A 26,753-nucleotide genomic window follows, 5' to 3' on the forward strand; every position below is an offset into this window, starting at 1 on the left:
CCCGGACATCATAAGTTCGGGTTTTTTGTTTTAAAACATAATAAAAATTTGAGTAAAAACTCAAAAAAACAATACAGATGCTAGGCTAAAATAACGTCAAACGTTATACTAGTGTAATTTTAATAGAACGATAGTACGGGCAACCATGAGTACGTTTAATGTAAAAACCTTCCAAGGGTTAATTTTGCAATTGCAAGATTATTGGTCAAGACAAGGCTGCGCGATCGTACAGCCACTAGATTTAGAAGTAGGTGCAGGCACATTTCATCCTATGACATTTCTTCGCTCAATAGGTCCTGAGCCTATGAGTAGTGCTTATGTGCAGCCATGTCGCCGTCCTACTGATGGACGTTATGGAGAAAACCCTAATAGGTTACAGCACTACTATCAATTTCAAGTAATGTTAAAGCCATCACCAAAAAATATTCAAGAGCTTTATCTAACCTCATTAAAAGAGCTTGGAATAGATCCTTTAGTACATGATATTCGCTTTGTAGAAGATAATTGGGAGTCTCCAACATTAGGTGCATGGGGGCTAGGCTGGGAAATTTGGTTAAATGGCATGGAAATCACTCAGTTTACATACTTTCAACAAGTAGGTGGTTTAGAGTGTGCTCCGGTAACCGGAGAAATAACTTATGGCCTAGAACGTTTAGCTATGTATATTCAAAATGTAGATAGCATATATGACCTTGTTTGGACTGATGGTCCCATGGGGAAAGTATTGTACGGTGATGTCTTTCATCAAAATGAAGTAGAACAGTCGACTTATAATTTTGAATATGCTGATGTAGATGCATTGTTTGGTACATTTGATCAGTGTGAAAAAGAAAGTGAAAAATTAATTGAAGCAGGGCTTGCATTACCAGCTTATGAGCAAGTAATGAAAGCATCGCATGCTTTTAATTTACTTGATGCGCGCCATGCAATTTCTGTAACCGAGCGTCAACGTTATATATTAAGAGTTAGAACACTTTCTAAAGCATGTGCGCAGGCTTATTATGATAAAAGAGAACAGTTAGGCTTTCCTCTGTGTCAAGCTGAAACGGTTAGGGAAAAATAATGCTTACTAATACTTTATTAATAGAATTAGGTACAGAAGAGTTACCACCAAAATTATTAAAAACCTTGGCAACCACATTTTATAAACAAATAAAGTCACAAATTGATGATTGTGGATTAGTTTATGATGATATCAAGTGGTATGCGACTCCAAGACGCTTAGCAATAAAAATAAATGCTTTGGTTGAAAAGCAGGAAGATAAAGAAGTTGAGAAAAGAGGTCCTGCAATTAATGTAGCGTTTGATAGCCATGGAAATGCAAGTAAAGCGGCGTTGGGTTGGGCAAAATCAAATGGTATTACAATAGAGCAGGCTGATAGGTTAATTACGGATAAAGGTGAGTGGTTATTACATAAAGCTATTCAACCGGGACAGACCGTACATGAGTTAATCCCTCAAATAGTATCAAGTGCAATTGCTAAATTACCTATCCCTAAACCTATGCGCTGGGGTAGTGAAAGAACACAGTTTATTCGACCTGTACACACCTTAACTATGTTATATGGTGACCAAATTATAAAAGGTGAAATTTTAGGTGTTAGCTCAAGTAATTTAACACAAGGACATAGATTTCATCATGAAGGGGCAATAGTATTAACAAATGCTAATACTTATGAGCAAGAGCTCAAAGATGCATATGTGCAAGTTGACTATCAATTGAGACAAAGCTTAATTGTTAGTGAAATTGAAAAAGCAGCAGAAAAGATTAATGGTGTTGCTTTAATTGATGATGACTTACTAGAAGAAGTGACATCACTTGTTGAATGGCCAGTCGTTTTAATTGGTAGTTTTGACAAAAATTTCTTGCAAGTACCAGCTGAACCATTGATTTACTCGATGAAAGATCATCAAAAATATTTCCCTGTTAATGATAAGCAAGGTAATTTACTTAATCAGTTTATTTTTGTTACAAATATTGAAAGTAAAGATCCTCAACAAGTTATTTCAGGGAATGAAAAAGTCATAAGACCTAGGTTGGCCGATGCAGAGTTTTTTTATAAAACAGATAAAAAACAAACACTTGAATCAAGGTTGTCTAGTTTAGAATCTGTATTGTTCCAAAAAGAACTTGGTACACTTAAAGCAAAGTCTGAACGTATTGCATTAATGAGTGAGTATGTTGCAGAAAAGCTCAATGAAAACAAAAAACAAGCATATCGCGCTGGTTTATTAAGTAAAACAGATTTGATGTCTGAAATGGTATTAGAATTTCCACAAGTTCAAGGAACTATGGGTAAATACTATGCAGAGAATGATAATGAAGACATTGAGGTAGCTCAGGCTCTGGAAGATCAATATCGTCCTCGTTTTGCTGGTGATGCTTTGCCTAAAGCAAATATCGGTTGTGCTGTTGCTATCGCTGATAAAGTAGATACATTAGTAGGCATTTTCGGTATAAATCAGCCTCCTAAGGGGGATAAAGACCCTTTTGCTTTACGAAGAGCAGCTATAGGCATTATCAGAATTATTATCGAAAAACAGCTCGATTTAGATATTGCGGATCTAGTGTCAAAAAGTATTGAATCTTATGGTAATAAAATTAGTAATAAAGAGACTAAACAACAAGTATTAGATTTTGTACTGGCCCGCTATAAGGCACATTATCAAGAACAAGATATTGCTATTGATGTTATACAGGCTGTATTAGAAAACGCACCATCAGCACCACTTGATTTTGAAAAGCGAATTAAAGCTGTGAGTCATTTTAAAACACTAGCCGCCGCCGAAGCGCTAGCAGCAGCAAATAAGCGGGTAGGTAATATACTAGCAAAATTTAATGGTGAGCTTTATTTGGCGTTTGATCGTAATTTAATCGAAGATGTTGCAGAAATAGAACTTGCAGACGTATTTGATAGTTTAAATGAAAAAGTCACGCCGTTAATGGGTGTAAAGGACTATCAAGCAGCATTAACTACATTAGCAGATATCAAGCAACCGATAGATAAATTTTTTGATAATGTAATGGTTATGGCTGACGATGAGAAAATTAAAATTAATCGCTTAACTTTACTTAATCAAATAAGAAATAGCTTTTTAGCTATTGCGGATATATCTGTTTTACAGAATTAGTAATAATATAATAAATGCTATATCGAATAAAAAAGGGAGGTTTACCTCTCTTTTTTTATAAAAAATTAATGAGTGAAAACGTAAAAGAAGGCAATGTTATTGTTTTTGTATTAAGTATTGGTATGGTTTAGTGTCGGTTTGGCTGGCAACTAAGATGTGATCCATAAATTGACAAAAGCTTGGTACATCTCGGGTTGTGGCTGGGTCATCAGCAATTACTAGTAATAAATCACCTATTGATATTTCACGTATTTTTTTTCTAATTAGCATTACTGGTTCAGGGCACCGTAAAGATAAAGTATCTAATTGATGTTGGGCTTTTTGAAACGTTTGCTCTAGTTCTGACAAAATAAATACTCAAATATAAACATATAAATAATTCTATATCTGATTTTAACGCGGTTTAACTAATAGAAAAAGGTTTCTAATCTAATTGTTTGACTAAGTATTTGTAGAGCTAGCGAAAATAAGAAATAAAAAGATTAAAGATTTAGTCAGAAAAAGTCTTTTTATTCTATTTTACCTGCCGGGAGATAATAGGGCAATTATTGAACGAAAAATGAAGTCAAAATTTGAAAAAAGTTAGTCAATAAATTCATAATTTTTTATGGATTTAACTTGCTTTGTATTGCAGCGATGCATAACCTAATAATATATGTATTAAATGGTAAATATATGCTTAGAAAAATAGTCTGCTTGCTATTCTTTATAACAATATTTTATACATTATCTGGTGTTGCAAGCGCAGATTCTTCAATATTAAGAGATAAGTTTGCACAAGCCGATAAGCTGGTTTGGGATGAAAACTCGGAAGAATATCGAGCTTTGTATAACGAACTTCATTTTTACCCGTTACAACCCTATTTAGATCAGAAACGATTAATGTATAGAATTAAACTTTCAGATCATAATGAAATATCAAAATTTTTAACTAAATATAGAAATACACCACTAGATTGGCCCTTAAGAAAAAAATGGCTTAATTATCTAAAAGAACGTGATAATAAATTATTGTTTGTTGAATATTTCAAGCCAACGTCTGACGTTGAATTGACTTGTCAGTATTATCGTTACAAATTAGCACTAGGCACAAAAAAAGAAGAAATATTATCGAAAATTACACCTTTGTGGGTGGTGGGGAAATCACAACCTAAAGTGTGTGATCCATTGTTTTCTCTGTGGCAAAAAGCAGGTTACCGAACAAAAGATATAGTATGGGAACGTTTAGGGAAAGCTGCTGATGGCGGTAAACATACATTAATACCTTATTTAACTAGTTTACTACCAACGTCAGAGCAATATCTTGGTAAGTTGTGGCATAAAGTGCGTAAAGACCCTTCAGTTATCACTAAATTATCTCGATTCCCTCAAAAATCAGATAAAGAAGCTGAAATTTTTGTTTATGGAATTAAGCGCTTTATTTGGCGAGACCCGAATAGAGCATTACATGCATATCAGGAAGCGAACCAAGTATTTCAGCTTAATCACAATCAACAACAACAAATTGCATTGAAATTTGCTTTAGCACTTGCCAGTAAAAAACATGAAAAAGCTCAGTATTGGCTTCAAAAAGTTGATGATGATAATTTAACTAGTCGTCTAATCCAATGGCGTATTGCCGATGTGCTAAGGCAACAAGATTGGCCGCAAATTAAAGCAGAATTAATATCGCTACCATTATCTCAACAAAAAAGTAGCCAATGGAAGTATTGGTACGCACGTAGTTTAGTGGAAAGTAATGATGATAAGGAAAAAGGCTTAGCGCTTTTACAAGAGCTAGCTGAAACCAGGCATTATTATGGATTTTTAGCCGCAAGTATTGTTGATACGCCAATAAACTTTCAGAATAAACCTATCTTAGTTTCAGAAGAAGAAAGACGTGAAGTTTTCAAACATTTAGCTGGAAAAAGAGCGTTTGAATTATTTCATCTTAAGCGTTATTACCATGCAAGAATGGAATGGAATTACTGGATGACGGAACTAAATGATCGTGAAAAGTTAGTTGCGGCTAAACTGGCGAATGAAATTGGTTGGTATGATCGTGCAATATTTGCATTATCAAAAGTGGGTTATTTAGATGATGTAGATTTAAGGTTTCCGCTGGCCTTTAATGATGAAATAACACTAAATGCGAGTAAATACGCCATTAGTCCTGCTTGGGCTTTTGCTATAACACGTAGAGAAAGCTCCTTTATGAGCGATGCTAACTCTCCAGTAGGCGCAAAGGGGTTGATGCAGGTTATGCCAGCAACAGCTAAACAGCTAACTAAGCGTAAGCGAATTAGTAAAAATTACTTATTTGATAGTGAAAAAAATATTAATTTAGGGACAAAATACTTAAAAAAATTACTTGATAAGCATCAAGGTAATTGGGTGTTAGCTACTGCAGCATACAACGCAGGACCATATCGAGTAAAAAGTTGGCTTAAATCAGTTGATAGTTTGCCCGCAGATATTTGGATTGAAACAATTCCCTTTTATGAAACAAGAGAATATGTAAAAAGTGTCATGGCTTATGAACAAATATATCAAGCTAAAGTAGGGCAGCCAGCGCAGTTATTTGATAAGTTAACCAATATGAGTATTACACAACTTTAACGTATATCAGTGTTAACTCAATTACTGTACTGAAAAAGCCGCTATGATATGATACTCAAAATTTACAACGGGTACTGATCATGACGGCTTTATCAACATTATATCCAGCACATATTCAAGAACTCCAGCAACGAACTAAGATAGCGTTAAAACGTGAGAATTTAGATGGTTTAGTGATTCATTCTGGACAAGAAATAAAAGCATTTCTTGATGATAACTCTTATCCGTTTAGAGTGAATCCTCATTTTAAACATTGGTTACCATTAATTGATATCCCCAATTGTTGGCTAATGGTTAATGGTGAAGATAAGCCAGTGTTAATCTATTATCAACCTGTTGATTTTTGGCATAAAGTGACGCCTTTAACTGATAGCTATTGGAATGAATTTTTTGATATCAAAGTGTTAGCAAATGCTACGGATGTCGAAAAGCTACTCCCTTATGATAAAAAGGGCTTTGCGTATATTGGCGCACATATCGAAGTGGCCAAAGCTCTTGGTTTTGATAATATTAATTCAGAGCCATTACTTAATTATATTCATTATCATCGAGCATATAAAACCAGTTATGAACTTGCTTGTTTACGTAAGGCAAATGCCCTTGCTGTTTCTGCTCATCAAGCTGCTCGGTCGGCTTTTTTTGCTGGAGAAAGTGAATATGATATACAGCAAGCTTATTTGAATGCAATTGAGTTTACCGAGGCTGAAACACCTTATGGCAATATCGTTGCTCTTAATGAAAATGCATCAATATTGCACTACACCGCATTAGAGAGAAAGGTACCACAATCACACCGTTCTTTTTTAATTGATGCTGGAGCTAATTTTCACGGCTATGCTGCAGATATCACCAGAACGTATTCTTTTAAGCGTGATAAATTTGCTGAATTAATTGCGAGAATGGATCAGTTAATGTTGGCAGCCGTAGAAGGCTTGAAGCCTGGTAAAAGTTATGTAGATTTACATATTGAAACTTATCGACAAGTTGCTGCGGTTTTAAATGAGTTTAATATTATTACCGTAGATGCTGACACGGCTGTAGAAACAGGAATTATTAGCACATTTTTCCCTCATGGTCTGGGTCATCATCTTGGTTTACAAGTGCACGATGTAGGAGGGTATATGGCTGATGCACGTGGAACCCATGTTAAGCCACCTAAAGAGCATTGTTTTTTAAGAACCTCTAGAGTAATAGAAACTAATCAGGTATTTACAATTGAGCCAGGTTTATATTTTATTGATTCATTACTACAAGATTTAAAAAGCTCTCCTCATGCCGAACTAGTAAATTGGAGTATTGTAGATAGCTTCAGACCTTTTGGTGGTATAAGAATAGAAGATAATATTATTGTACATCAATCGCATAATGAAAATATGACACGTGATTTAGAATTAAACTAACGATTGCAGCCATTGATTTAATGTCATTACCTTATTTAGTTGCCGCAGAACCGGTTGAAGATGAAACAATTGTTAATCGCAGTCGGTTTATTTGTTATTTATCACCTTGTCAGTCTAATGAGATGGCAAAGGAGTTTATAAAACAGATACAGCAATTACACCCGCAAGCAAATCATCACTGCTATGCGTTTGTCTCATCTCACCCTCTAGATAGTCAGAGTTATGGTTTTTCTGATGATGGAGAACCGTCAGGAACTGCAGGAAAGCCAATGTTGATTGCTTTGCAAGGTAGTAATATAGGCGAAATATGTGCTGTTGTTGTACGTTATTTTGGAGGCACTAAATTAGGTACGGGTGGTTTACAACGAGCGTATGGAGGGAGTGTAAGACAAGCATTAAGGTTACTTACCACGAAAACCAAAATACCTATGGTGCATAAAACATTAGCATGTCAATATACTCATATAAATGATGTTATCCATGTACTTGAAAAATCGGGTGGAAATATTATTTCAGAAGACTATCAAATTGATATACATTTAGAAATTGCTTTACCTGAAACTATGCTTGATAAGTTTACAGCGCAAATCCAAACTTTATCGGCAGGGCAGATAGAACTTCAAAATCCATAATTGAATGAAGATGAAATAACCTAGTGCAAATAAAAAATATAGTTAGAATTTTGGGGTTATTAGTTACCTTGCTTAGTGTAACTATGCTGCCACCCGCCTTAATATCTTTACTTTATAGAGATGGTGGTGGTGTTGCTTTTTTAGTTTCCTTCGTTTTTTGTTTGATTGCTGGTCTTGCTTTTTGGTATCCAAACCGAGGCCAAAAAGGTGAATTGAGGGCGCGTGAAGGCTTTCTAATTGTTGTGCTTTTTTGGACAGTACTTGCAAGCTTTTCTGCCGTTCCTTTGATTTTATTAGAAAGTCCTAATTTATCTATTACCGATGCATTTTTTGAATCCTTTTCTGGGTTAACGACAACTGGCGCGACAATCTTAACTAAAATAGATGGTTTACCTCACGCCGTACTTTGGTATCGCCAGCAATTGCAGTGGTTAGGTGGTATGGGGATTATTGTTTTGGCAGTGGCTGTATTACCTATGCTTGGGATTGGGGGAATGCAGTTATACCGCGCTGAAATTCCTGGGCCTGTTAAAGACAATAAAATGACCCCACGTATTGCCGATACCGCAAAGCATTTATGGTATATCTATTTAACATTAACTATTGCATGTGCAATTAGTTACTGGGGGGCGGGGATGAACCTCTTTGATGCCATTTGCCATTCATTTTCAACTATTGCAATTGGTGGTTTTTCTACACATGATGCGAGTATTGGTTACTTTAATAGCCCGCTTATTAATTTCATTTGTGTGTTTTTTCTATTAATTGCAGGTGTTAATTTTACGTTGCATTTTGCTGTTTTACACAGTCGTTCGTTACGTAATTACTTTTATGATCCTGAGTTTAAGGTGTTTTTAGCGATACAATTTTCTTTAACTATTATCTGCTTTGTTGTGTTGTTGATTAGTGGTGTAGCTGATACAGGCTTTGAAGCTTTTGATTTAGCATTGTTTCAGGCGGTATCAATAAGTACAACGGCGGGATTTGCCACAACTTCTTTTGCTGACTGGCCAACGCTTTTACCTGTATTGCTAATTTTTGCGAGCTTTGTCGGTGGTTGTGCCGGTAGTACCGGCGGTGGCATGAAAGTGGTTCGTGTAATTTTGCTTTATTTACAAGGTCTACGAGAGCTTAATAAATTAGTCCACCCTAAGGCAATATTTACGATAAAGCTAGGCAACAAAGCGCTTCCTAATCGCGTTGTTGAAGCTATTTGGGGATTCTTTTCTGCTTATGCAGCAGTATTTGTTATTTGTATGCTGTTATTACTTGCTGCAGGAATGGATGATATTAGTGCTTTTACTGCTGTTGCTGCATGTTTAAATAATTTAGGCCCTGGCCTGGGGGCTGTGGCTGCAAACTTTGCTGATATTAATGACTTTAGTAAGTGGGTACTGATTATTGCGATGCTTTTTGGGCGATTAGAGATATTCACGTTATTGGTGTTATTTACACCTACTTTTTGGCGCTCATAATTATTTTATTTCTTAAACTTATCCATATATGCAATTTATCGATAATTTAAAGGCTTAGAAATAAGCATTGATTATAGTGAGTGGTTTTCCCTTTAGAGTGTCAGCTTTTCTTACACTGTATTTTTTTTTAGGCCTCTTATGTTTTTATCTGCTTGTTATTTATAGTTTATTTATTTTGGTTTGCTTTTTGCTTTGTAAAGCTTAAGTAATAGAGTTAATACCTAGAAAGGATAAAAGTATTATGAATATAAAAAAAATAGCGTCGTTAAAAGTTGTTGGAGCTGTGTTTGCTACAGCATTGCTATCAAGCGCTGCGAATGCATCAATGATTTTTGACTCTGGTATACCAAGCGGTTGGAGTTGCACAGGTAATTGTGGAACATCAGGTGCAGATGGCGATATAACATCTTCACCAATAGGTGGTAATTACGGCTGGGTTTCTACTGAAAACGGTGAATATAATACGAATTTAAGCATTGGTACTGACGAAACAACAGGAACAATTTTACAATCATCATTATTTTCCGCAAATGCAAATGATGATCTTAACTTCTTTTTTAATTATGTAACCTCAGATGGTGCAGGCTTTTCTGATTATGCATGGGCAAGACTGCTAGATAGTTCTTTTAACCAAGTGGCGATGCTTTTTACAGCCCGTACGCTAGAAACTGGTACTATTGTTCCAGGTCTTGATATGCCACTTCCTGAGGCAACGTTAACACCGGGTAGTGTTGATATTATTAGCGGCGCGCCAACATGGAGTCCTTTAGGGGGGAGTTCAGGGGACTGCTGGGATAGTGGTTGTGGTTATACTGGCTGGGTTGAATCAAACTTTAAAATTGCCTCAGCAGGTAATTTTTATTTAGAATTTGGTGTAACTAATTGGAATGATGAAGACTTTCAGTCAGGCTTGGCATTTGATGGAATCACTGTTGGCGGTGTTGTGGTAGGTGAGCCCCCTGTATCAGTGCCTGAAACTGGCACGTTAGCGTTATTCGGTTTAGCATTAGTCGGTTTGCTAAGAAGAAAAAAATAAGGGTAAACTCTTAATTAGTTATCAAGAAGCCAACGTTAAGTTGGCTTTTTTGATGGTTAATATTAGTAAAATTTTAGCGGGTCTACATAAAATAGTTTTTCAACTTCGTGTATATACTTTTTACTGACTAAAAATAATACAACATTATCTTCAGCCTGTATAACCATAGTAGAATGAGATATTAACACTTCATTATCGCGAACAATGGCCCCTATTGTTGTGCCTGGTGGTAGTTTTATCTCAGAAATAGCTCTACCAATAACTTTAGATGATTTTTCATTTCCTTTTGCTACAATTTCTAAAGCCTCAGCTGAGCCGCCTCGTAAACTATAGACATTGTTAATACTGCCTCGCCTAATATGGGTAAGTAACGCTGAAATCGTCGCATGTTGTGGTGATACAGCTATATCAATATTGCTGCCGTGTACCAAATCGATGTAAGCACTGCGCTGAATTAGCACCATGGTTTTACGTACACCAAGTCTCTTGGCAAGCAGTGATGACATTATATTAGCTTCGTCATCATTGGTTACTGCAATAAAAACATCGAATTGGTCGATATGCTCTTCCATCAGTAGCTCTTGATCTGATGAGTCGCCTACGAAAACCAAGGTTTCGTTAAGTTCAGAGGCGAGATAGGCTGCACGTTTAGGTGAGCGCTCAATCAATTTCACTTGATGGTTATGCTCTAACATGCGTGCTAAACCTGAACCAATATTACCGCCGCCAGCGATCATTATTTTTTTATAAGCGGGTTCTAACTTTTGAAGTTCATTCATTACGGCACGAATATGAATTGTTGCTGCAATAAAAAATACTTCATCGTCAGCTTCTATTACCGTAGTACCTAGTGGTCGAATAGGTTTACCATTTCGATATATTGCCGCTACACGTGTATCAATGTTAGGTATGTGTTCGCGTAAGGTTGAAAGGGCATGTCCAACTAACAATCCACCGTAATAAGCTTTTACCGCAACTAAACTGACTTTACCTTCAGCAAACTCTAACACCTGTAAAGCGCCAGGGTAGTCAATCAAGCGCGCTATATCTCTGGTGACTAACTGTTCGGGTGCAATTACATGATCAACAGGAATGTTTTCTGGTTGAAATAATTGCTCTTGGTATTTTAATATTTTAGAGGAGCGAATGCGGGCGATTTTTGTTGCTGTGTGAAATAATGAATAGCATATCTGACAAGCGATCATATTTGTAGAGTCGTCACTGGTAACAGCAATAACTAATTCGGCATCTTCTGCGCCAGCTTTTTTAAGTACATCGGGGTGAGTGCCAAAACCTGTGACGACTTGCAAATCCATTCTATCTTGAAGTTCTCGCAAGGTTTCACTGTTGGTGTCTATGAGTGTAATTTCGTTATTTTCACCAACTAGGTTTTCTGCTAACGTTCCGCCTACTTGGCCGGCACCGATTATAATTATTTTCATGTGCTTTCGTGATTCTTTTTAATTAACGCGTAATAAAAGCCGTCCATATTGTTTTTTCCTGATAATATTTGCCAGCCAATATCTTGGTTTTCATTAGTGTTTATAAGTTCAGCGTTTGGTGTTTCTTCAATAAAGCGTTGAACCTGTTGACGATTTTCTTCTGGTAAAATACTACATGTTGCATATAGCAAAGTACCATTGGGTTTAAGCAAAGACCAACAGTTTTTCAATATTTGCCGTTGTAGTTTGGTAAGGACATCAATATCTGCTGATTTACGTAACCACTTTATATCAGGATGACGACGAATAACACCAGTGCCAGAACAAGGAGCATCGAGTAAAATGCGATCAAATTGCTCCCCATTCCACCAATCTTGTTTTGCCGCATCGGCAGTTATAACTTCTGCCGATAAATTAAGACGAGTTAAATTTTCCTTAACGCGAGTTAAACGACTTTCTTCAATATCAATTGCGGTCATTTTATCTATAGTGGGCGTACGCTCTAATATATGGCATGTTTTACCGCCAGGGGCAGCACAGCAATCTAAAACATTATCGTTGGGTTGGCAGTCAAGTAATACCGCAGCTTGTTGTGCCGCACCATCTTGTATTGAAACGTGACCTAATTCAAAACCTGGAAGTTTATAGACATCGACCGCTTGAGATAACAAGATAGCACCTGAATATTCATCCACATAGGTGAAGCTGATATCAGCTTCTGTGAGTAAAGCTAAATATTGCTTAATACTATGGTGTTGACGATTAACTCTGATCCACATTGGTGGTTTTATTTGGTTGGCGGCAAGGATATCTTGCCAATCATTGGGGTAGCCTACTTGCAATTTTTTAATAAACCAGCCAGGGTGATTATATTTTATCGCATCAGGAAGTTGATTATCTTGATTGTTAACCTCTTTTCGTAAAAAATTACGCAAAATGGCATTCACTAGCCCTTTTAGATAGTTACATTTTAAAGCAGGGCATGCGGCTACTGTTTCTGCAACACATGCATGATCTGGAATTCGCATATATTTGAGTTGGTATAAACCGACTAACAATAAAAAGTGAGCAACGCGTTGTTTACCCACCAATGGCTTATCCATTAAAGACCGTACTTCATGCTCTAATTCGGGTAAAACTCTTAGAACGCCGTAACAACATTCTTGTAATAAACCTTTATCTTTTGGATCGATTTTACTAATTTGTAAGGGGAGTTCGTCTGATAAACTACGCCCTTTATCAATAACCGCGAAAACACATTTCGCGGCAGCGGCTCGGATATTTATTGCCATTATTTTGTATTACCATTGATAGATTGACCGATGGTAAACCATTCAGCGCGTGAGTTTAAAATGTCTTGGCATTGAAGCGCTTTCTTTCCGGGTAACTGCAATATTTCAAGTTTTAGCGCATTTTCAGTGGTTGCTACTGTTATGCCACTTTTTTCTACATTTAAAATGGTACCTGCAACTTGATTATGTTGCATTTGCACAACACTTGCCTGCCAAACACGAATTCGGTGTTCAACTTGCTTTTGATCTAAGTAAGTAAATTGTGCAACTGGCCAAGGGATATAAGCTCTCAACTTTTTATGTAAAATATGGGCAGGTAACTGCCAATTTAATTCTGCTTCAGCTTTATCTAATTTAGCGGCATAAGTTGCATCCTCATTAATTTGAGGGATGCGATTATATTCACCTGTTGCCATCATTGATAATGTCTCAAGTAATGCGCTGGGGCCTAATTTGGCTAATGCCTCATAAATGCTGGCGCTGGTATCTTGATCAGATATTTCACAAGTTGCTGTTAGTATCATATCCCCGGTATCAAGTCCCTTATCCATTTGCATTATAGTAACACCAGTTAATTTATCTCCAGCTTCTACTGCTCGTTGAATAGGCGCTGCTCCACGCCATTTAGGTAAAATAGAGCCATGAACATTAATGCAACCAAGCCTAGGGGTTTTTAGAATGATTTCAGGTAATAATAATCCATAAGCAACTACCACCATTACATCAGCTTGGTAGTTAGCAAGAGTGAGCTGATCACTGCTTTCTTTGAAATTTAATGGTTGCTCTACAGTTAAATTATGTTCAAGAGCCAATAGTTTTGTTGCACAGGCAGTCAGTTTTTTTCCTCTTCCCGCAGGTTTGTCAGGAGGGCAGTACACAGCAACAATATTATGATGAGAGTCTATCAATGCTTGTAAATGCTGCGCCGCAAAATCTGGTGTTCCGGCAAATATAATGTTTAAAGGTTTTGACATAAGTTTATTGATTAATCTCAAGTTATCTATTTAAATTATAATTAATTAGCGCCAGCGAGTTTCGCTTCTTTTTCTAATTTTTTCTGAATACGATTTCTTTTTAATGGGGAGAGGTAATCAACAAATAAAACACCTTTTAGATGATCTAATTCATGTTGAATACAGATACTGAGTAATTCTTCAGCGTCTAACTCAAAAGGATTACCATCAATATCTAAAGCTTTGACGGTTACTTGAGTATGTCGATCAACCTTTGCATAACAGCCGGGAACAGATAAGCAGCCTTCTTCATTAATCATTGTTTCGTCATTGCGTTTAATTATTTCAGGATTTATAAGCACGTAAGCTTGTTCCTTGTTTTCTGAAACATCAATGACAACAATTTGTAGATGAATATCTACTTGGGTGGCGGCTAAGCCAACACCATTTTCATCATACATAGTATCAAACATATCACTTACTATGTTTTTAATTTTGTCATTAACTTCTGTGACAGGAGCCGCTTTTGTTCTTAATCGTTGGTCTGGAAATCTTAATACAGGTAATATAGCCATAATTGTTTAAAAGAGTTCGCGAATTTTCGCATAGAGTGTTATGTTTCAATTTTAGCCATTAAATTAGATTAATAATAGTGGTTTAGGGTAAATGCTAAAAAGAATAGGCAGGTAAGCATGATAAAAAAAATAATATTAATGGTAATTTGCTTTCTTTTACCTAATATTGTCTTGGCGGACGAAGTTTTATTACATAAAAATGCGCCTAGTAAATATGTGGTTAAGAAAGGTGATACGCTTTGGGATATTTCGGGTGTATTTCTTGAACAACCTTGGTTATGGCCTAAAATTTGGCGACTAAATCCAGCTATTGAGAATCCCCATCTTATCTATCCTGGTGATGAATTAAGTCTTGTTTATGACGAAAATGGTTCTCCTATGTTAGTTAAGGTGGATGATAACACTTCAACACCTAACGATGAAGATGAAGTTGGTACGTTAAAAAGCAAACCGGCTTATAAATGGTCTCCTAAATCTCGTATTACTTTAAAAGAACAAAATCCGGTTACTTCAATACCGCTTCATGTTATAGCTCCATTTATTAAATACAATACGATTTTATCAGTACAAGACATAGATTCATCACCTTATGTTATCGGTGGGGAAGAAGGCTATAAGTCGAATATTGATGGTTTCAAAACTTACATTAATGGCGATTTAGTAGCTGGTAAGGCTTATGCGGTATATAAAAAAGGTCGTCCAATTATCGACCCTGAAACTGAGCAAGTTATCGCATATCATGCGACGTTGACCGGTACAGGTAAAGCTTTACGTGCTGGAAACAAAGCCAATAAAGAGCCTGCGACTTTGTTTGTAGAGGGGGCGACTCGTGAAATTCGAGCGACAGATATTTTAAAACCGGTAAACGAAGGGCAACTATTACCGTCCTTATTCACTATGCAAGCGGCTTCGCCAGGGCTGACTGGTAGCATTATAGAAACCTCTACAGGTTTAAGAGAATTTGGTAAGTTAGAAGTGGTCTATCTTAATCGTGGCGCTCAAGATTCAGTTAAACAAGGTGATATTTTAACTGTAGAACGTTTAAGCCCTAGTATTATTGAAACTGATAATGGCCCTGAATATGTTAAAGATACTTCGCGTTGGGCTAAATTGGCCTCAGATACCGGCTCTGAATATAAAATGCCAACAGAAACTGTTGGGCAAATGATGGTATTTAAGGTGTTTGATCAGATCAGTATGGCATTAATCTTAAACTCTGAAAAACCACTTCGACTTCAGGATACTTTCTCTGCGCCATAAATTTTAACACTAACAAGGTAAACGCTTGGTCTTAAGGAGAAGACAAGTGATAAATACAAATGATTTATGCCAGCAACGAGAACTTTCTCGTTACTGGTTAGCATTAAAATTAGTTCCTAGACTTTCGGTACAAAAAAAGCTCGATTTAGTCTCTCGTTATGGATTAAAGAGGCTATTTACCGACGATTCTCTTATTGCTAACCTCAACCTTACTAAAGGTCAACATCAAGGTTTTTTGAAGCCTGACTGGCAAAGAGTTGAAGGGATCATTGAACAAACTTTAGCAGCACATGCCTCTATTATTACCTTTGATGACCCGAAGTATCCATTGTTATTAAAAGAGATTTACGATCCTCCACTTGTTTTATTTGTCAAAGGTAATAGCGATAATCTCACGAAAAATCAAATTGCTCTTGTAGGTAGTAGAAATGCGAGTATTCAAGGAAGAGAAACAGCACAGAGGTTTGCTCAGGAACTTGCTGAGCATGGAGCTGTTATCACCAGTGGGTTAGCGTTAGGAATAGATGCCGCAGCACATAAAGGAGCATTACATGTATCAGCTCCTACAATAGCCGTAGTAGCAACAGGGATAGATAAAATTTATCCATCTCGCCATCGAAATTTACAGCAACAAATTTTAGCGACACACGGTACAATTGTAAGTGAATTTTTGCCTGGAACTCCGCCTAAAACAGGTCACTTTCCTAAACGTAATCGTATTATTAGTGGCATGAGCTATGGTGTAGTTGTTGTAGAGGCTGAGATTAAAAGTGGTTCTTTAATTACAGCTCGCAGTGCCTTAGATCAAAACAGGGAGGTATTTGCTATTCCTGGCAGTATATATCACCAAAATGCTCTAGGTTGCCATTGGTTAATTAAGCAAGGCGCTAAATTAGTTGATCAGATTGCCGATATAAAAGAAGAAATAGGGTTTCTACAAGAAAATAGTCTAAACTTAAGTAGAAACAAAGAGAAAGATAAAGAGTCAAAAAAAAGTTGTAATCAGGACTTGTGTAACGATTCATTGTTAGCTAGTGTGGGGTATGAAATCACTCCCGTAGACATAGTGGTTTCTCGGAGTAAACTACCCACAGATGTAGTGCTAACCCGATTGACAATGCTTGAGCTTAGAGGTCTGGTGTCTGCGGTGCCAGGAGGCTACCTTAAAATTAAATAGGGGCTAGTTATGTTTGATATCTTGATGTACCTTTTTGAAAACTATATTCATAGTGAAGCCGAGGTAATGGTTGATCATGACATACTCACCGATGAATTAACCCGAGCGGGTTTTCATCAAGACGAGATATATAAAGCACTTACGTGGCTGGAAAAGCTAGCTGCTTTGCAAGACACTGATGCTTATCCGTATTTAACCCGCGTTGGTAGAAAATCATTCAGAATTTATACGTCTGAAGAAAAGCAGTTACTTGATGTTGAATGTAGAGGATTTTTACTGTTTTTAGAGCAAGTAAATGTACTTGATTTTACTACCAGAGAAATGGTTATTGACAGAGTGATGGAGCTAGATACCAAGTTCTTTACCATTGATGATCTTAAATGGGTAGTGTTGATGGTGCTTTTCAATGTGCCAGGAAAGGAAAGTGCTTATTCTCAAATGGAAGATTTAATTTTTGATGAGCAAGAAGGTCCTTCACATTAATTGTGTGAGACTATCCGTTTTAGCTTTAGAATAATTTACTCGAGAAAAGGCGAGAGAGCTCTCGTTTTTTCTTTGTTAGCACTATTTTAAGCTAATGCGTCGTGTTAAATAGTTAATTAACTCACCTATATTCAATTTCCATGAAAAGCCAATATTGTTTTTAGTATTTATGTCATAATAGCGTTAGTTAATTTTAACAATAGTTATTCAATATTTCATGTCAAAAGCAGATGATAAATTATTTTCACAACATGAACATGCTTTAGAAAAAGCCAATGAAGTGTGCCCCGAATGTGGTGGTAATGTTATTATTAAGCATGGAAAATCAGGTGCATTCTTAGGCTGCTCATCTTATCCTAATTGTCAGTATACTCGGCCAATTGTAGAACATGAACGTGTTGAAGAAAAATTACTGATTGGTAGTGAATGTCCTGAATGTGGTAGCGAACTGTCGGTCAAACAAGGACGGTATGGTATGTTCATTGGTTGTAGTAACTTTCCTGAATGTCACCATATCGAAGGAACACATCATCATGAAGATGCTGGCGTAGCTTGTCCTAAATGTACAAAGGGTAAATTAACTGAACGGACGAATCGCTACGGTAAAACCTTTTATTCATGTGATCAATACCCGAAGTGTAAATTTGTTGTTAATAACACGCCAGTAGAAGGTGTGTGTCAACAATGTGATTTTCCATTGTTATTGAAAAGGCAAATGGCGGCGGGTGAGAAGTTACAATGCGCGCAAAAAAAATGCGGTTATTTTCAAAAGTAAAAAAGCGAGATGAACTCGCTTTTTGAAAATCTAGTAACTAGGGTCTGTTGATTTTTCCTTTTAGGCTCTGCAATAGAGCTATAAACTGAAATATCAAGAGGCCCTAATGTTAATTAGAAACGTTCGCCAAATAATTAGCGGCAAAGTTATTTAAATCTGGAAAAGAAGTTTTATTTAATACAGCAGCAAGAGTCATTAAACGTTCTGCTAATTCTACTTCGCTTTGTCCGCATAAATTAATATGCCCCATTTTACGCCCGTCACGTTTTTCTTTGTCATACCAATGCATTGCAACGCTAGGGATGGAAAAAATTTCATCAGGTATATCATCCTCTCCAATAATATTGACCATAGCTGTTGGGCGAATTAATTGTGTGCTACCCAGAGGCAAACCACATATTGCACGTAAATGGTTTTCAAACTGGCAAGTGTCGGCACCTTGTTGTGTCCAATGACCAGAATTATGCACGCGAGGAGCAATTTCGTTTACAAGTAGCTGTTCACCTACTTGGAAAAACTCAATGGCTAGTACACCCACATAGTTTAATTTTTCAGTTAATTTTGTAAATACTTCGAAAGCTTGAGCTTGTAGTGCTTCTGCAACAGGTGTAGCTAATGAAACACTCAATATACCATTGGTATGATGATTTTCAGTTAGTGGGTAAACAGCAATTTCACCTGTGGTGCTTCGCGCCCCGATGATAGAGACTTCTCTGTCAAACGCTACCATCTGTTCAGCAATGATACCCTGAGGTGTTGAAGAAGACGCGTTAGCAATAAATTCAGACATTTCCTGCCAGATGATATCAGCTTGTTGAGGATCTTTTAGTCGCCATTGGCCTTTGCCATCATAGCCTTCTAAAGCACTTTTAAAAATTATTGGCAATTGGAGCAAATTAATAGCGCTATCAAAATCCGTTTTGTTTTCAATGACAACATGTTTTGCATTCGCAATATTGCATGTATCTAATAAGGCTTTTTCTAAGCGACGGTCGCCGCCAGTTTTAATCGCATCGCTATTAGGAAATAGTTTGTTTGTTTCCTCACAGACTTTTAACGTGCTATGGGCAACATGTTCAAATTCTGCGGTAATAACATCACATTCAGCAATACCTTGATTTAAGTCACCATATATATGTTCTGGATCTATGGGATGCACAACTTTATTTGTGCGCACATCGAACGCTTTAATATCCATACCGAGTGGAGCGCCCGCTAAATCCATCATGCGAGCTAATTGACCTGCACCTAAAACAAGAACTTTTTTCATTAGAGCCTGGTACCTATTTTGCTGGGTCTGGGTTATTTAAAATATTCTCAGTTTGATCTTTTCTAAACTGTTCAATTTTTTCCATAAGTAGTGGATCATGGGTCGCTAAAATTTGCGCTGCGAGTAAACCTGCATTTGCAGCGCCAGCAGTACCAATGGCTAATGTTCCTACTGCAATCCCCTTAGGCATCTGTACGATAGATAACAAAGAGTCTTGACCACTTAATGCTTTAGATTGTACAGGCACACCTAACACGGGCAATGGCGTATAAGCTGCAGTCATGCCTGGTAAGTGCGCGGCACCACCGGCACCTGCAATAATAACTTTAATACCACGATCTTTAGCCGATTCTGCGTATTCAGCTAATAAGTGTGGGGTTCTATGCGCAGATACAACTTTTGTTTCATATGGAACATTGAATGAATCAAGCATATCTGTTGCATGCTGCATCGTTGGCCAATCTGACTTTGACCCCATGATTATACCCACTTTCATGATATCTCACCTTGTAAATTGCTAGCTTAAGGTAGTGACATGATTATCACTACGAAAATAAGGCGCGCATTATACCTTTGTTTAACATAATACGGAAATAGGATAGGTGAAATTGTTGATAATTCAATCAATAGATGAAAATGCATGAATAATCAATCTTTGCCTTATGTGTATATGTAGACAATAATCTTTAATCCACCCTGAATTACGCTGTATTTTTCATTTTTAAAATTAAATTGTCGACACCATTAGACCAAAGGATAATTTTTAATCATAAATAATCACGTACAATCTTAATTAATATAAATATGTGCATGGCCAATGTAGCTATGAATTTAGTTTTATGAGGAAAAGTAATGAGTAATATATATACGCAAGGCTTAGACAAGGTAGCAGCTAATAATATGCCTTTGTCACCTATAAACTTTTTAAATCGTACCGCAGATGTTTACCCTAATAAAACGGCTATTATTCATGGTAGTGAAAAAATTTCTTATCAGAAATACCGAGAAAATGTTCGTTGTTTAGCCTCCGCACTTATTCAACGAGGAGTAAAGCCAGGTAATACTGTGAGTATTATTGCAGCAAACATACCTGCCTTTTTAGATGCTCATTATGGCGTACCACTAACTGGCGCTGTGCTTAATTCAATTAATATACGCTTAGATGCTGAAAATATCGCTTTTATTTTGGATCATGGAGAGTGTGACGTATTACTAACAGATACAGCATTTTCTAAAGTGGTAAAAAAAGCTTTAGCATTATGTTCTCGTTCACCACTTGTTATTGACATCGATGATGTAATGAGTGAAGGAGGTGAGCGTTTAGGCCAAATTGAATATCAAGAGTTATTAAAAGAGGGTGCCCCTAATTTTAATGGCAATATGATCGATGACGAATGGCAGGCATTGGCATTAAATTATACTTCTGGCACTACAGGTAACCCGAAAGGGGTTGTGTATTCACACCGAGGCGCTTTTTTAAATGCTGTTGGTAATAATATGATTTGGCCACTTGATGGTGAAGCCGTTTATTTATGGACGCTACCTATGTTTCATTGTAATGGTTGGTGCTTTCCTTGGACCGTAGTAGCAATGGGAGGCACACAGGTTTGTTTGCGCCATGTTGAAGCGTCTGCAATTTTACATTCTATTATTGATAATAATGTAACTCATTTTTGTGGCGCACCAATTGTATTAAATATGTTACTTAATGCGGATGCTGACTTACTTGCAAAATTACCGGGTAAAATTAAAGCAATGACTGCAGGAGCACCACCACCAGCGGCTGTTATTAAAGGTATGGAAGCATTAAATGTTGAAATTACTCAAGGTTACGGATTAACTGAAGTATATGGGCCATGTGTAGTGAGTGAATGGAAATCCGATTGGAATAACCTTAATGAAGATGAAAGGGCTGCCTTAAAAGCTCGCCAAGGAGTGCGATATCCAACGCAGGAAGATGTTGATGTCTTAGATCCACAAACAATGCTACCCGTTCCCGCAGATGCAGAAACTATTGGCGAAATTATGTTTCGTGGTAATACAACGATGAAAGGTTACTTGAAAAATGAAACAGCTACAGAAGATGCATTTAAAAATGGTTGGTTTCATTCTGGTGATTTAGCAGTTAAGCACCCAGATGGCTATATTGAAATACGTGATCGTTCAAAGGATATTATTATTTCTGGTGGGGAAAATATATCATCAGTAGAAATTGAAGGGGTTTTATATAAGCATCCTGCTGTAATGGAAGCAGCTGTTGTTGCAAAATCCGATGAAAAATGGGGAGAAACTCCTTGCGCATTTGTGACGTTAAAGCCTGGAAAAGAAGCAACTGAAAGTGAAATAATTGCATTTTGCCGGGAAAATATGGCGACGTTCAAAGCGCCAAAAACTATTGTGTTTAGTGAGTTACCAAAAACTTCCACAGGTAAGATTCAGAAATTTATTCTTCGACAAAAAGTTAAAAACTTAACGGAATAAATCACACAAAGGCAGTTATTTAATAACTGCCTTTTTATTCTCTATGAATTAACAATTAAAACCTCGTATAATTACATACATAATCAATTAAGTTTATGTTTAATTTTGTGACTTCAGTTAAAGATGTTTTTCAACAAGGCGGAATAATTGCTTACCCAACAGAAGCTGTGTTTGGTTTAGGTTGTGATCCAGATAATCAGCAAGCTATAGAGCGATTATTAAGTGTTAAAAATAGGCCGAAAACGAAAGGCCTAATATTGTTAGCGGCGAATTATGCTCAACTTCAGCCTTACATAGATGATAGTGCTTTTACAGTAGAACAACGGAAGCTTATTTTATCTCGTTGGCCCAATGGTATTACCCAACTTATAAAAAAACAGTCAAATACTTCGTCATTGATAAGTGGCGAGTTTAATACAATAGCTGTCCGCATTACTAGCCAACCAGATGTAGTTGCTTTATGTAATAGCGTGAATAAGCCAATTATATCCACTAGTGCTAACTTGTCAGGTCAACCACCCGCGAAAACATGGCAAGAAGTAGAAACCAATTTAGCCAACAAAGTTGATTTTATTATTAAAGGTCAAACTTTAGGTTACTCAAGCCCCTCAAGTATAATTAATGCGATCTCAGGAGAAACAATACGCCCATGAGTCAGGTAAATATTGAACAAGTCATTACTTTTTTGAAAAGCTTACAAGATAATATTTGTGCTGAATTAGAGATAGCTGATGGTAGTGGTAAATTTGTTGAGGATAATTGGTCGCGTGAAGAAGGTGGTGGTGGTAGAACGCGAGTTTTAACTGATGGCACAGTTATAGAGCAAGGAGGTGTTAATTTCTCCTTAGTGTCAGGTACTAAATTACCACCATCTGCAACAGCACACAGACCTGAACTTGCGGGGAGAAGTTGGCAGGCGTGTGGAGTGTCTTTAGTTATTCACCCTAAAAACCCTTTTATTCCTACATCACATGCTAATGTGCGTTTTTTTATTGCTGAAAAAGAGGGGGAAGCACCAGTGTGGTGGTTTGGTGGAGGTTTCGACTTAACACCATTTTATCCTTTTAAAGAAGATGTTATTCATTGGCACCAAACGGCTAAAAACTTATGTCAGCCATTTGGAGATAATATCTATCCAGAGCATAAAAAGTGGTGTGATGATTATTTTTATTTGAAACATCGTGGAGAAACTCGTGGCGTAGGCGGATTATTTTTTGATGATTTAAATCAATGGCCTTTTGAGCAATGCCTAAATTATATTAAAGCTGTAGGTGAGGGTTTTACTAAAGCTTACGTGCCAATTATTAATAAAAGAAAGCATACCCCCTATGAAGACTCTCATCGTCAATTCCAATTATATCGCCGAGGACGCTATGTTGAATTTAACTTAGTCTTTGATCGCGGCACATTATTTGGTCTGCAGTCAGGTGGGCGCACAGAGTCTATTTTAATGTCAATGCCACCGCTCGCGCGATGGCAATATAATTATCAACCTAAAGAAAATAGTGAAGAAGCTTATTTAGCAACCTACTTAACACCACAGAACTGGTTGAATGAATAAATATGAGAGAGAAAAATCAATATAGTCATATACAGCGCTTTGGTCCTGCAACTAGAAATAGCCTAATAGGTCTCAAAGCAGCATACAAATATGAGCTCGCTTTTAGACAAGAAGTCTTTCTTACAATTGTTATGACGCCACTGGCTGCTTATCTAGCTGATAATTTTACCGAGTTTGCGTTATTAATATCCGGACTCTTTGCTATCTTAATTACAGAATTACTTAATTCTGCTGTAGAAGCTACTGTAGATAGGGTGGGCTTAGAGCACCATGAATTAAGTGGACGAGCAAAAGATATTGGTTCGGCCGCCGTATTTATAGCTATTGTTTATTTTTTAATAGTTTGGCTGGCAAAAATATATACCATGCTCTAAATTTTCTTTAAAGATAAGTAAACAATAGTTTTATTGAAAAAAACAAAATAACCTTACACTAAGTAAGGTTTACTTGAGGTAGGTCAAAGTTTTCTAGAATTATCCCCTTACAATAGTACTTAGTTTAAGTATCTCCCTATTGAAAGGAAATTTTCCATGAAAAAAAGTTTATTAGCTCTCGCACTACTCTCTGTTATTTCTATCTCTAATGCTGCCGATTATAAAGCCGGTGATATTGTTGTTCGTGGTGGAATTACTAATGTAAACCCTGATAGTAGCAAATCTGAAATTATGCTTGGTGGCACGGATTCTACAATGTCGTTGTCTGTAGATGATAATTCTCAATTAGGTTTAAATTTTGTGTATTTTTATGATCAAAATTGGGCTATTGAAGTGCTTGCCGCTTCACCATTCACACATGATGTAACTATTCATGATCCAAATGCTGTGCTAAATGTAGATGGAGCAAAACTAGCTGAAGTCACCCATCTACCACCAACGGTTAGCGCAATTTATTATTTTCAGACAAGTACTAGCTTTAAGCCGTATGTAGGGTTAGGTTTAAACTATACAGTATTCTTCGATGAAGGGTTCGAACAGGCACCTAAAAGTTTAGGGCTTAGTAATTTAGAGCTTGATAGTTCATTAGGTCTTGCTGCACAAATAGGGGCAGACTTTCAGTTAAATGACCAATGGCATATTAACGCGTCTGTTCGATATATTGATATTGATAGTGAAGCCACTTTTGATGTGGGTGGAAGCAGCATTGGTAAAGCAGACATTAATGTCGACCCAACAGTAGTTTCTATTTTGATTGGTTATAAATTTTAAGAACAATACCAGTAAATTTAAAGGTTGTCCTAGTACATGCTAGGCAACCTTTATGTCTAAATTTATATGGGTTATGTTAAACAAGCATTGGCAAAATTATTCTAATTAGCTAGTCTATCGGCATTATCCTTTTGTTAGACTTTATTATATGGACCACTATCGCGTATACGGAAATCCGATACAGCAATCAAAATCTCCTATCATTCATAACGCTTTCGCAATTCAAACAGCTCAAAGTATTCAATACGATAAGCAATTAGTTAAACTAAATGAATTTGAACATGTCGTTAAGACTTTTATTTTAGAAGGAGGTAAGGGTGCCAATGTTACCGCACCTTTTAAAGAGCAAGCTTGCCAATTATGTGATCATTTAAGTGATAGAGCCAAATTATCTGGTGCTGTTAATACTTTAAGTTTTCACAAGGGTGAAATTTTTGGTGATAACACTGATGGGCTGGGTTTAGTGCAAGACTTAATTTCTCATCAAGTTAAATTGGCAAATAAAAAAATACTGTTGCTTGGTGCCGGCGGGGCTGCGAAGGGCGTTGTTTATTCATTACTCGAACAAAAACCTGAATTACTTATTGTTGCAAATCGTACGGTAGCGAAAGCACAATTAATTGTAGATCAGTATCCTCATGAAAATATTAAATCAAGCAGTTTCGATGACACTTCAAAGTTTGAGTTTGATGTTATCATTAACGCTACATCTGCAGGTTTATCTGGGGAGAGTGTACCCATACCAAAACAAATAATTAAAGCAAAAACAATTTGTTATGATATGGTTTATGGCAAAGCTTTGACTCCATTTTTAAAAATGGCACAAGAATTAGGAGCCGCTCAGGTAATAGATGGTTTAGGCATGCTTGTTGGCCAAGCGGCAGAAAGCTTTTATATTTGGCGCAATGTAAAACCAGAAACGGATAATATTATGAGACAACTTAGAGCTGAGTTGTCATAGGACGAAAATGAACCAACAAATATTAATAAATGATGATTTTCACTTTAGTGAGTTTCATAAAGCTTGGGTTTTCACGGCGATTAATAGTGGAAGTTTAATTACATTTGTTGTGAAAAAATCAGCTGAGCTAAAAGAGATTACACAAGCGACAAAATTTGACTGGGAAGAAAGAGCTGAAGAATGGTTGGAAGAAAATGAATTAGATGATGAATGCGTTATTCATATCTAATTCATTATTTAGTTCATTGCTCTAGGTAGTCATTTTTTAGAGTGACATAATTTAAAGCGGATTGTTTAAGGAAAGCAATTTCATTTTCTTTTAGTGGCCGAGCTTGCTTTACCGGGTTTCCAACATATAAATAACCGCTTTCTAATGTTTTATTTGGTGGAACTAATGAGCCTGCACCAATAAAAACATCGTCTTGGACTACAACACCATCCATTATTATTGCACCCATGCCTACTAAAATTCGATTTCCAAGTGTACACCCGTGTAACATACATTTATGACCGACCGTAACATCTTCACCAATTATCAAAGGAAAACCATCAGGGTTATGTTCACCTTTCCTAGTAACATGCAAAACCGTACCATCTTGAATATTTGTACGTGCCCCAATTCTAATTATATTTACATCTCCGCGAGCAGCGACTAAAGGCCAAATACTAACATCGGGTCCCAATACCACGTCGCCACCAATAACTGACGATTGATCAATGTAAACATTGTTAGCAATTTTGGGTGTGATCCCCTTAAAACTTCTTATATTCGTCATTACTGTCTTTCCTATAACTATATATTGATAAAGATTTTAACAAAAATATCTATTAATGAGTAAAATTTGTAAAATTAAGAAAAGTAAGATGCTTTTATATAAAGAATACATAGGGTGAGTCAGTACACTTAATGACAGTTAAAATGTATAACTAGACTATATAAACCGCAGTTTGTACGAAATAAAAACAAACAAACTCAAATAAATAAAAAAGTTAAATTAACTGTTGACGCGGCGCTAAAAATCTCTAAAATGCGCTCCACTTCTTC

At 36.6% G+C, this 26,753-nt stretch carries 26 protein-coding genes; 18 read left to right on the forward strand and 8 right to left on the reverse strand.

Annotation, left to right across the window (positions count from 1 at the left end; translation table 11 throughout):
• Window positions 1-145: 145 nt before the first annotated feature.
• Window positions 146-1,063: a glycine--tRNA ligase subunit alpha gene (gene glyQ / locus IE155_RS13775; RefSeq protein WP_189378824.1), complete on the forward strand. Its 918-nt coding sequence runs from the start codon at window positions 146-148 to the stop codon at window positions 1,061-1,063.
• Entirely contained in the window at window positions 1,063-3,132 is a 2,070-nt protein-coding gene (glyS, locus tag IE155_RS13780; RefSeq protein ID WP_189378825.1) for a glycine--tRNA ligase subunit beta, read from the forward strand. The genes glyQ and glyS overlap by 1 nt, the downstream gene beginning before the upstream one ends.
• A gap of 96 nt (window positions 3,133-3,228) precedes the next feature.
• Here the strand turns inward: glyS and tusA are convergent, their stop codons facing one another.
• A complete protein-coding gene (gene tusA / locus IE155_RS13785) occupies window positions 3,229-3,480 on the reverse strand; it encodes a sulfurtransferase TusA (protein WP_189378826.1) in 252 nt (83 codons plus the stop codon).
• Window positions 3,481-3,807: 327 nt separating this feature from the next.
• On the opposite strand from tusA, the gene IE155_RS13790 reads away from it, so the two are divergent.
• From IE155_RS13790 to IE155_RS13810, 5 genes are all read left to right on the forward strand, one after another.
• Complete coding sequence (locus tag IE155_RS13790) at window positions 3,808-5,730, forward strand: transglycosylase SLT domain-containing protein (RefSeq protein WP_189378827.1); 1,923 nt, start codon at window positions 3,808-3,810, stop codon at window positions 5,728-5,730.
• Between the two features lie 80 nt (window positions 5,731-5,810).
• Window positions 5,811-7,130: a Xaa-Pro dipeptidase gene (gene pepQ / locus IE155_RS13795; RefSeq protein ID WP_189378828.1), complete on the forward strand. Its 1,320-nt coding sequence runs from the start codon at window positions 5,811-5,813 to the stop codon at window positions 7,128-7,130.
• 20 nt (window positions 7,131-7,150) lie between these two features.
• A complete protein-coding gene (locus tag IE155_RS13800) occupies window positions 7,151-7,762 on the forward strand; it encodes a YigZ family protein (protein ID WP_189378829.1) in 612 nt (203 codons plus the stop codon).
• A gap of 83 nt (window positions 7,763-7,845) precedes the next feature.
• Entirely contained in the window at window positions 7,846-9,237 is a 1,392-nt protein-coding gene (locus IE155_RS13805) for a TrkH family potassium uptake protein (RefSeq protein ID WP_373295375.1), read from the forward strand.
• A 241-nt stretch (window positions 9,238-9,478) separates the two neighbouring features.
• Window positions 9,479-10,273, forward strand: a complete 795-nt coding sequence (locus IE155_RS13810) for an NF038132 family protein (RefSeq protein WP_221435178.1) — start codon at window positions 9,479-9,481, stop codon at window positions 10,271-10,273.
• Between the two features lie 62 nt (window positions 10,274-10,335).
• On the opposite strand, the gene trkA is transcribed toward IE155_RS13810, so the two are convergent.
• Genes trkA through def form a run of 4 tightly spaced genes read right to left on the reverse strand, consistent with a single transcriptional unit; the run spans window position 10,336 to window position 14,535 of the window.
• Window positions 10,336-11,715, reverse strand: a complete 1,380-nt coding sequence (trkA, locus tag IE155_RS13815; RefSeq protein ID WP_189378831.1) for a Trk system potassium transporter TrkA — start codon at window positions 11,713-11,715, stop codon at window positions 10,336-10,338.
• Window positions 11,712-13,007, reverse strand: coding sequence for a 16S rRNA (cytosine(967)-C(5))-methyltransferase RsmB (gene rsmB / locus IE155_RS13820; protein WP_189378832.1), 1,296 nt, complete (start codon window positions 13,005-13,007; stop codon window positions 11,712-11,714). The genes trkA and rsmB overlap by 4 nt, the downstream gene beginning before the upstream one ends.
• Window positions 13,007-13,981 carry a methionyl-tRNA formyltransferase gene (gene fmt / locus IE155_RS13825; RefSeq protein ID WP_189378833.1) on the reverse strand — a complete coding sequence of 325 codons (975 nt, stop codon included), beginning with the start codon at window positions 13,979-13,981 and terminating at the stop codon, window positions 13,007-13,009. Before fmt ends, rsmB begins: the two co-directional genes overlap by 1 nt.
• A gap of 41 nt (window positions 13,982-14,022) precedes the next feature.
• The gene (def, locus tag IE155_RS13830; protein WP_189378834.1) at window positions 14,023-14,535 is read right to left on the reverse strand and encodes a peptide deformylase; all 513 of its coding nucleotides are present in this window, start codon (window positions 14,533-14,535) and stop codon (window positions 14,023-14,025) included.
• A 117-nt stretch (window positions 14,536-14,652) separates the two neighbouring features.
• Between def and IE155_RS13835 the strand changes: the two genes are divergently transcribed.
• The 4 genes from IE155_RS13835 to IE155_RS13850 all read left to right on the forward strand — a co-directional run bounded on the left by IE155_RS13835 (window position 14,653) and on the right by IE155_RS13850 (window position 18,230).
• Window positions 14,653-15,795 carry a LysM peptidoglycan-binding domain-containing protein gene (locus tag IE155_RS13835; protein WP_189378835.1) on the forward strand — a complete coding sequence of 381 codons (1,143 nt, stop codon included), beginning with the start codon at window positions 14,653-14,655 and terminating at the stop codon, window positions 15,793-15,795.
• Between the two features lie 46 nt (window positions 15,796-15,841).
• Entirely contained in the window at window positions 15,842-16,972 is a 1,131-nt protein-coding gene (gene dprA / locus IE155_RS13840; protein ID WP_229817324.1) for a DNA-processing protein DprA, read from the forward strand.
• A 9-nt stretch (window positions 16,973-16,981) separates the two neighbouring features.
• Complete coding sequence (locus IE155_RS13845; protein WP_189378836.1) at window positions 16,982-17,455, forward strand: DUF494 family protein; 474 nt, start codon at window positions 16,982-16,984, stop codon at window positions 17,453-17,455.
• Between the two features lie 217 nt (window positions 17,456-17,672).
• Window positions 17,673-18,230, forward strand: coding sequence for a DNA topoisomerase family protein (locus tag IE155_RS13850; protein WP_189378837.1), 558 nt, complete (start codon window positions 17,673-17,675; stop codon window positions 18,228-18,230).
• A gap of 109 nt (window positions 18,231-18,339) precedes the next feature.
• Here the strand turns inward: IE155_RS13850 and IE155_RS13855 are convergent, their stop codons facing one another.
• Both IE155_RS13855 and purE read right to left on the reverse strand, forming a co-directional pair.
• Window positions 18,340-19,500 carry a 5-(carboxyamino)imidazole ribonucleotide synthase gene (locus IE155_RS13855; protein ID WP_189378838.1) on the reverse strand — a complete coding sequence of 387 codons (1,161 nt, stop codon included), beginning with the start codon at window positions 19,498-19,500 and terminating at the stop codon, window positions 18,340-18,342.
• A 13-nt stretch (window positions 19,501-19,513) separates the two neighbouring features.
• Entirely contained in the window at window positions 19,514-19,996 is a 483-nt protein-coding gene (purE, locus tag IE155_RS13860; RefSeq protein WP_189378839.1) for a 5-(carboxyamino)imidazole ribonucleotide mutase, read from the reverse strand.
• Between the two features lie 356 nt (window positions 19,997-20,352).
• Between purE and IE155_RS13865 the strand changes: the two genes are divergently transcribed.
• The 7 genes from IE155_RS13865 (at window position 20,353) to IE155_RS13895 (ending at window position 25,937) form a co-directional block, all read left to right on the forward strand.
• Entirely contained in the window at window positions 20,353-21,981 is a 1,629-nt protein-coding gene (locus tag IE155_RS13865) for an acyl-CoA synthetase (RefSeq protein ID WP_189378840.1), read from the forward strand.
• A gap of 95 nt (window positions 21,982-22,076) precedes the next feature.
• The gene (tsaC, locus tag IE155_RS13870; protein WP_189378841.1) at window positions 22,077-22,634 is read left to right on the forward strand and encodes an L-threonylcarbamoyladenylate synthase type 1 TsaC; all 558 of its coding nucleotides are present in this window, start codon (window positions 22,077-22,079) and stop codon (window positions 22,632-22,634) included.
• Complete coding sequence (gene hemF, locus IE155_RS13875) at window positions 22,631-23,542, forward strand: oxygen-dependent coproporphyrinogen oxidase (RefSeq protein WP_189378842.1); 912 nt, start codon at window positions 22,631-22,633, stop codon at window positions 23,540-23,542. The genes tsaC and hemF overlap by 4 nt, the downstream gene beginning before the upstream one ends.
• A gap of 2 nt (window positions 23,543-23,544) precedes the next feature.
• Window positions 23,545-23,916: a diacylglycerol kinase gene (locus IE155_RS13880; RefSeq protein ID WP_189378843.1), complete on the forward strand. Its 372-nt coding sequence runs from the start codon at window positions 23,545-23,547 to the stop codon at window positions 23,914-23,916.
• Window positions 23,917-24,072: 156 nt separating this feature from the next.
• Window positions 24,073-24,747: an OmpW/AlkL family protein gene (locus IE155_RS13885; protein WP_189378844.1), complete on the forward strand. Its 675-nt coding sequence runs from the start codon at window positions 24,073-24,075 to the stop codon at window positions 24,745-24,747.
• 148 nt (window positions 24,748-24,895) lie between these two features.
• Window positions 24,896-25,708, forward strand: a complete 813-nt coding sequence (aroE, locus tag IE155_RS13890) for a shikimate dehydrogenase (protein WP_189378845.1) — start codon at window positions 24,896-24,898, stop codon at window positions 25,706-25,708.
• A 7-nt stretch (window positions 25,709-25,715) separates the two neighbouring features.
• Window positions 25,716-25,937 carry a hypothetical protein gene (locus tag IE155_RS13895; protein WP_189378846.1) on the forward strand — a complete coding sequence of 74 codons (222 nt, stop codon included), beginning with the start codon at window positions 25,716-25,718 and terminating at the stop codon, window positions 25,935-25,937.
• A 13-nt stretch (window positions 25,938-25,950) separates the two neighbouring features.
• Here IE155_RS13895 and IE155_RS13900 read toward each other — a convergent pair whose 3' ends face one another.
• Window positions 25,951-26,484 carry a gamma carbonic anhydrase family protein gene (locus tag IE155_RS13900; protein ID WP_189378847.1) on the reverse strand — a complete coding sequence of 178 codons (534 nt, stop codon included), beginning with the start codon at window positions 26,482-26,484 and terminating at the stop codon, window positions 25,951-25,953.
• Window positions 26,485-26,753 lie beyond the last annotated feature (269 nt).

The organism is Thalassotalea profundi (assembly GCF_014653195.1).
In the GTDB taxonomy this organism is placed as follows: Bacteria; Pseudomonadota; Gammaproteobacteria; order Enterobacterales; family Alteromonadaceae; genus Thalassotalea_B; species Thalassotalea_B profundi.

Excerpts from the sequence above, each read along its gene's own strand:
- glyQ (WP_189378824.1), top strand. The coding sequence starts at position 146 with ATGAGTACGTTTAATGTAAAAACCTTCCAAGGGTTAATTTTGCAATTG.
- glyS (WP_189378825.1), top strand. The coding sequence starts at position 1,063 with ATGCTTACTAATACTTTATTAATAGAATTAGGTACAGAAGAGTTACCA.
- IE155_RS13790 (WP_189378827.1), top strand. The coding sequence starts at position 3,808 with ATGCTTAGAAAAATAGTCTGCTTGCTATTCTTTATAACAATATTTTAT.
- pepQ (WP_189378828.1), top strand. The coding sequence starts at position 5,811 with ATGACGGCTTTATCAACATTATATCCAGCACATATTCAAGAACTCCAG.
- IE155_RS13800 (WP_189378829.1), top strand. The coding sequence starts at position 7,151 with ATGTCATTACCTTATTTAGTTGCCGCAGAACCGGTTGAAGATGAAACA.
- IE155_RS13805 (WP_373295375.1), top strand. The coding sequence starts at position 7,846 with ATGCTGCCACCCGCCTTAATATCTTTACTTTATAGAGATGGTGGTGGT.
- IE155_RS13810 (WP_221435178.1), top strand. The coding sequence starts at position 9,479 with ATGAATATAAAAAAAATAGCGTCGTTAAAAGTTGTTGGAGCTGTGTTT.
- trkA (WP_189378831.1), bottom strand. The coding sequence starts at position 11,715 with ATGAAAATAATTATAATCGGTGCCGGCCAAGTAGGCGGAACGTTAGCA.
- rsmB (WP_189378832.1), bottom strand. The coding sequence starts at position 13,007 with ATGGCAATAAATATCCGAGCCGCTGCCGCGAAATGTGTTTTCGCGGTT.
- fmt (WP_189378833.1), bottom strand. The coding sequence starts at position 13,981 with ATGTCAAAACCTTTAAACATTATATTTGCCGGAACACCAGATTTTGCG.
- def (WP_189378834.1), bottom strand. The coding sequence starts at position 14,535 with ATGGCTATATTACCTGTATTAAGATTTCCAGACCAACGATTAAGAACA.
- IE155_RS13835 (WP_189378835.1), top strand. The coding sequence starts at position 14,653 with ATGATAAAAAAAATAATATTAATGGTAATTTGCTTTCTTTTACCTAAT.
- IE155_RS13845 (WP_189378836.1), top strand. The coding sequence starts at position 16,982 with ATGTTTGATATCTTGATGTACCTTTTTGAAAACTATATTCATAGTGAA.
- IE155_RS13850 (WP_189378837.1), top strand. The coding sequence starts at position 17,673 with ATGTCAAAAGCAGATGATAAATTATTTTCACAACATGAACATGCTTTA.
- IE155_RS13855 (WP_189378838.1), bottom strand. The coding sequence starts at position 19,500 with ATGAAAAAAGTTCTTGTTTTAGGTGCAGGTCAATTAGCTCGCATGATG.
- purE (WP_189378839.1), bottom strand. The coding sequence starts at position 19,996 with ATGAAAGTGGGTATAATCATGGGGTCAAAGTCAGATTGGCCAACGATG.
- IE155_RS13865 (WP_189378840.1), top strand. The coding sequence starts at position 20,353 with ATGAGTAATATATATACGCAAGGCTTAGACAAGGTAGCAGCTAATAAT.
- tsaC (WP_189378841.1), top strand. The coding sequence starts at position 22,077 with ATGTTTAATTTTGTGACTTCAGTTAAAGATGTTTTTCAACAAGGCGGA.
- hemF (WP_189378842.1), top strand. The coding sequence starts at position 22,631 with ATGAGTCAGGTAAATATTGAACAAGTCATTACTTTTTTGAAAAGCTTA.
- IE155_RS13880 (WP_189378843.1), top strand. The coding sequence starts at position 23,545 with ATGAGAGAGAAAAATCAATATAGTCATATACAGCGCTTTGGTCCTGCA.
- IE155_RS13885 (WP_189378844.1), top strand. The coding sequence starts at position 24,073 with ATGAAAAAAAGTTTATTAGCTCTCGCACTACTCTCTGTTATTTCTATC.
- aroE (WP_189378845.1), top strand. The coding sequence starts at position 24,896 with ATGGACCACTATCGCGTATACGGAAATCCGATACAGCAATCAAAATCT.
- IE155_RS13895 (WP_189378846.1), top strand. The coding sequence starts at position 25,716 with ATGAACCAACAAATATTAATAAATGATGATTTTCACTTTAGTGAGTTT.
- IE155_RS13900 (WP_189378847.1), bottom strand. The coding sequence starts at position 26,484 with ATGACGAATATAAGAAGTTTTAAGGGGATCACACCCAAAATTGCTAAC.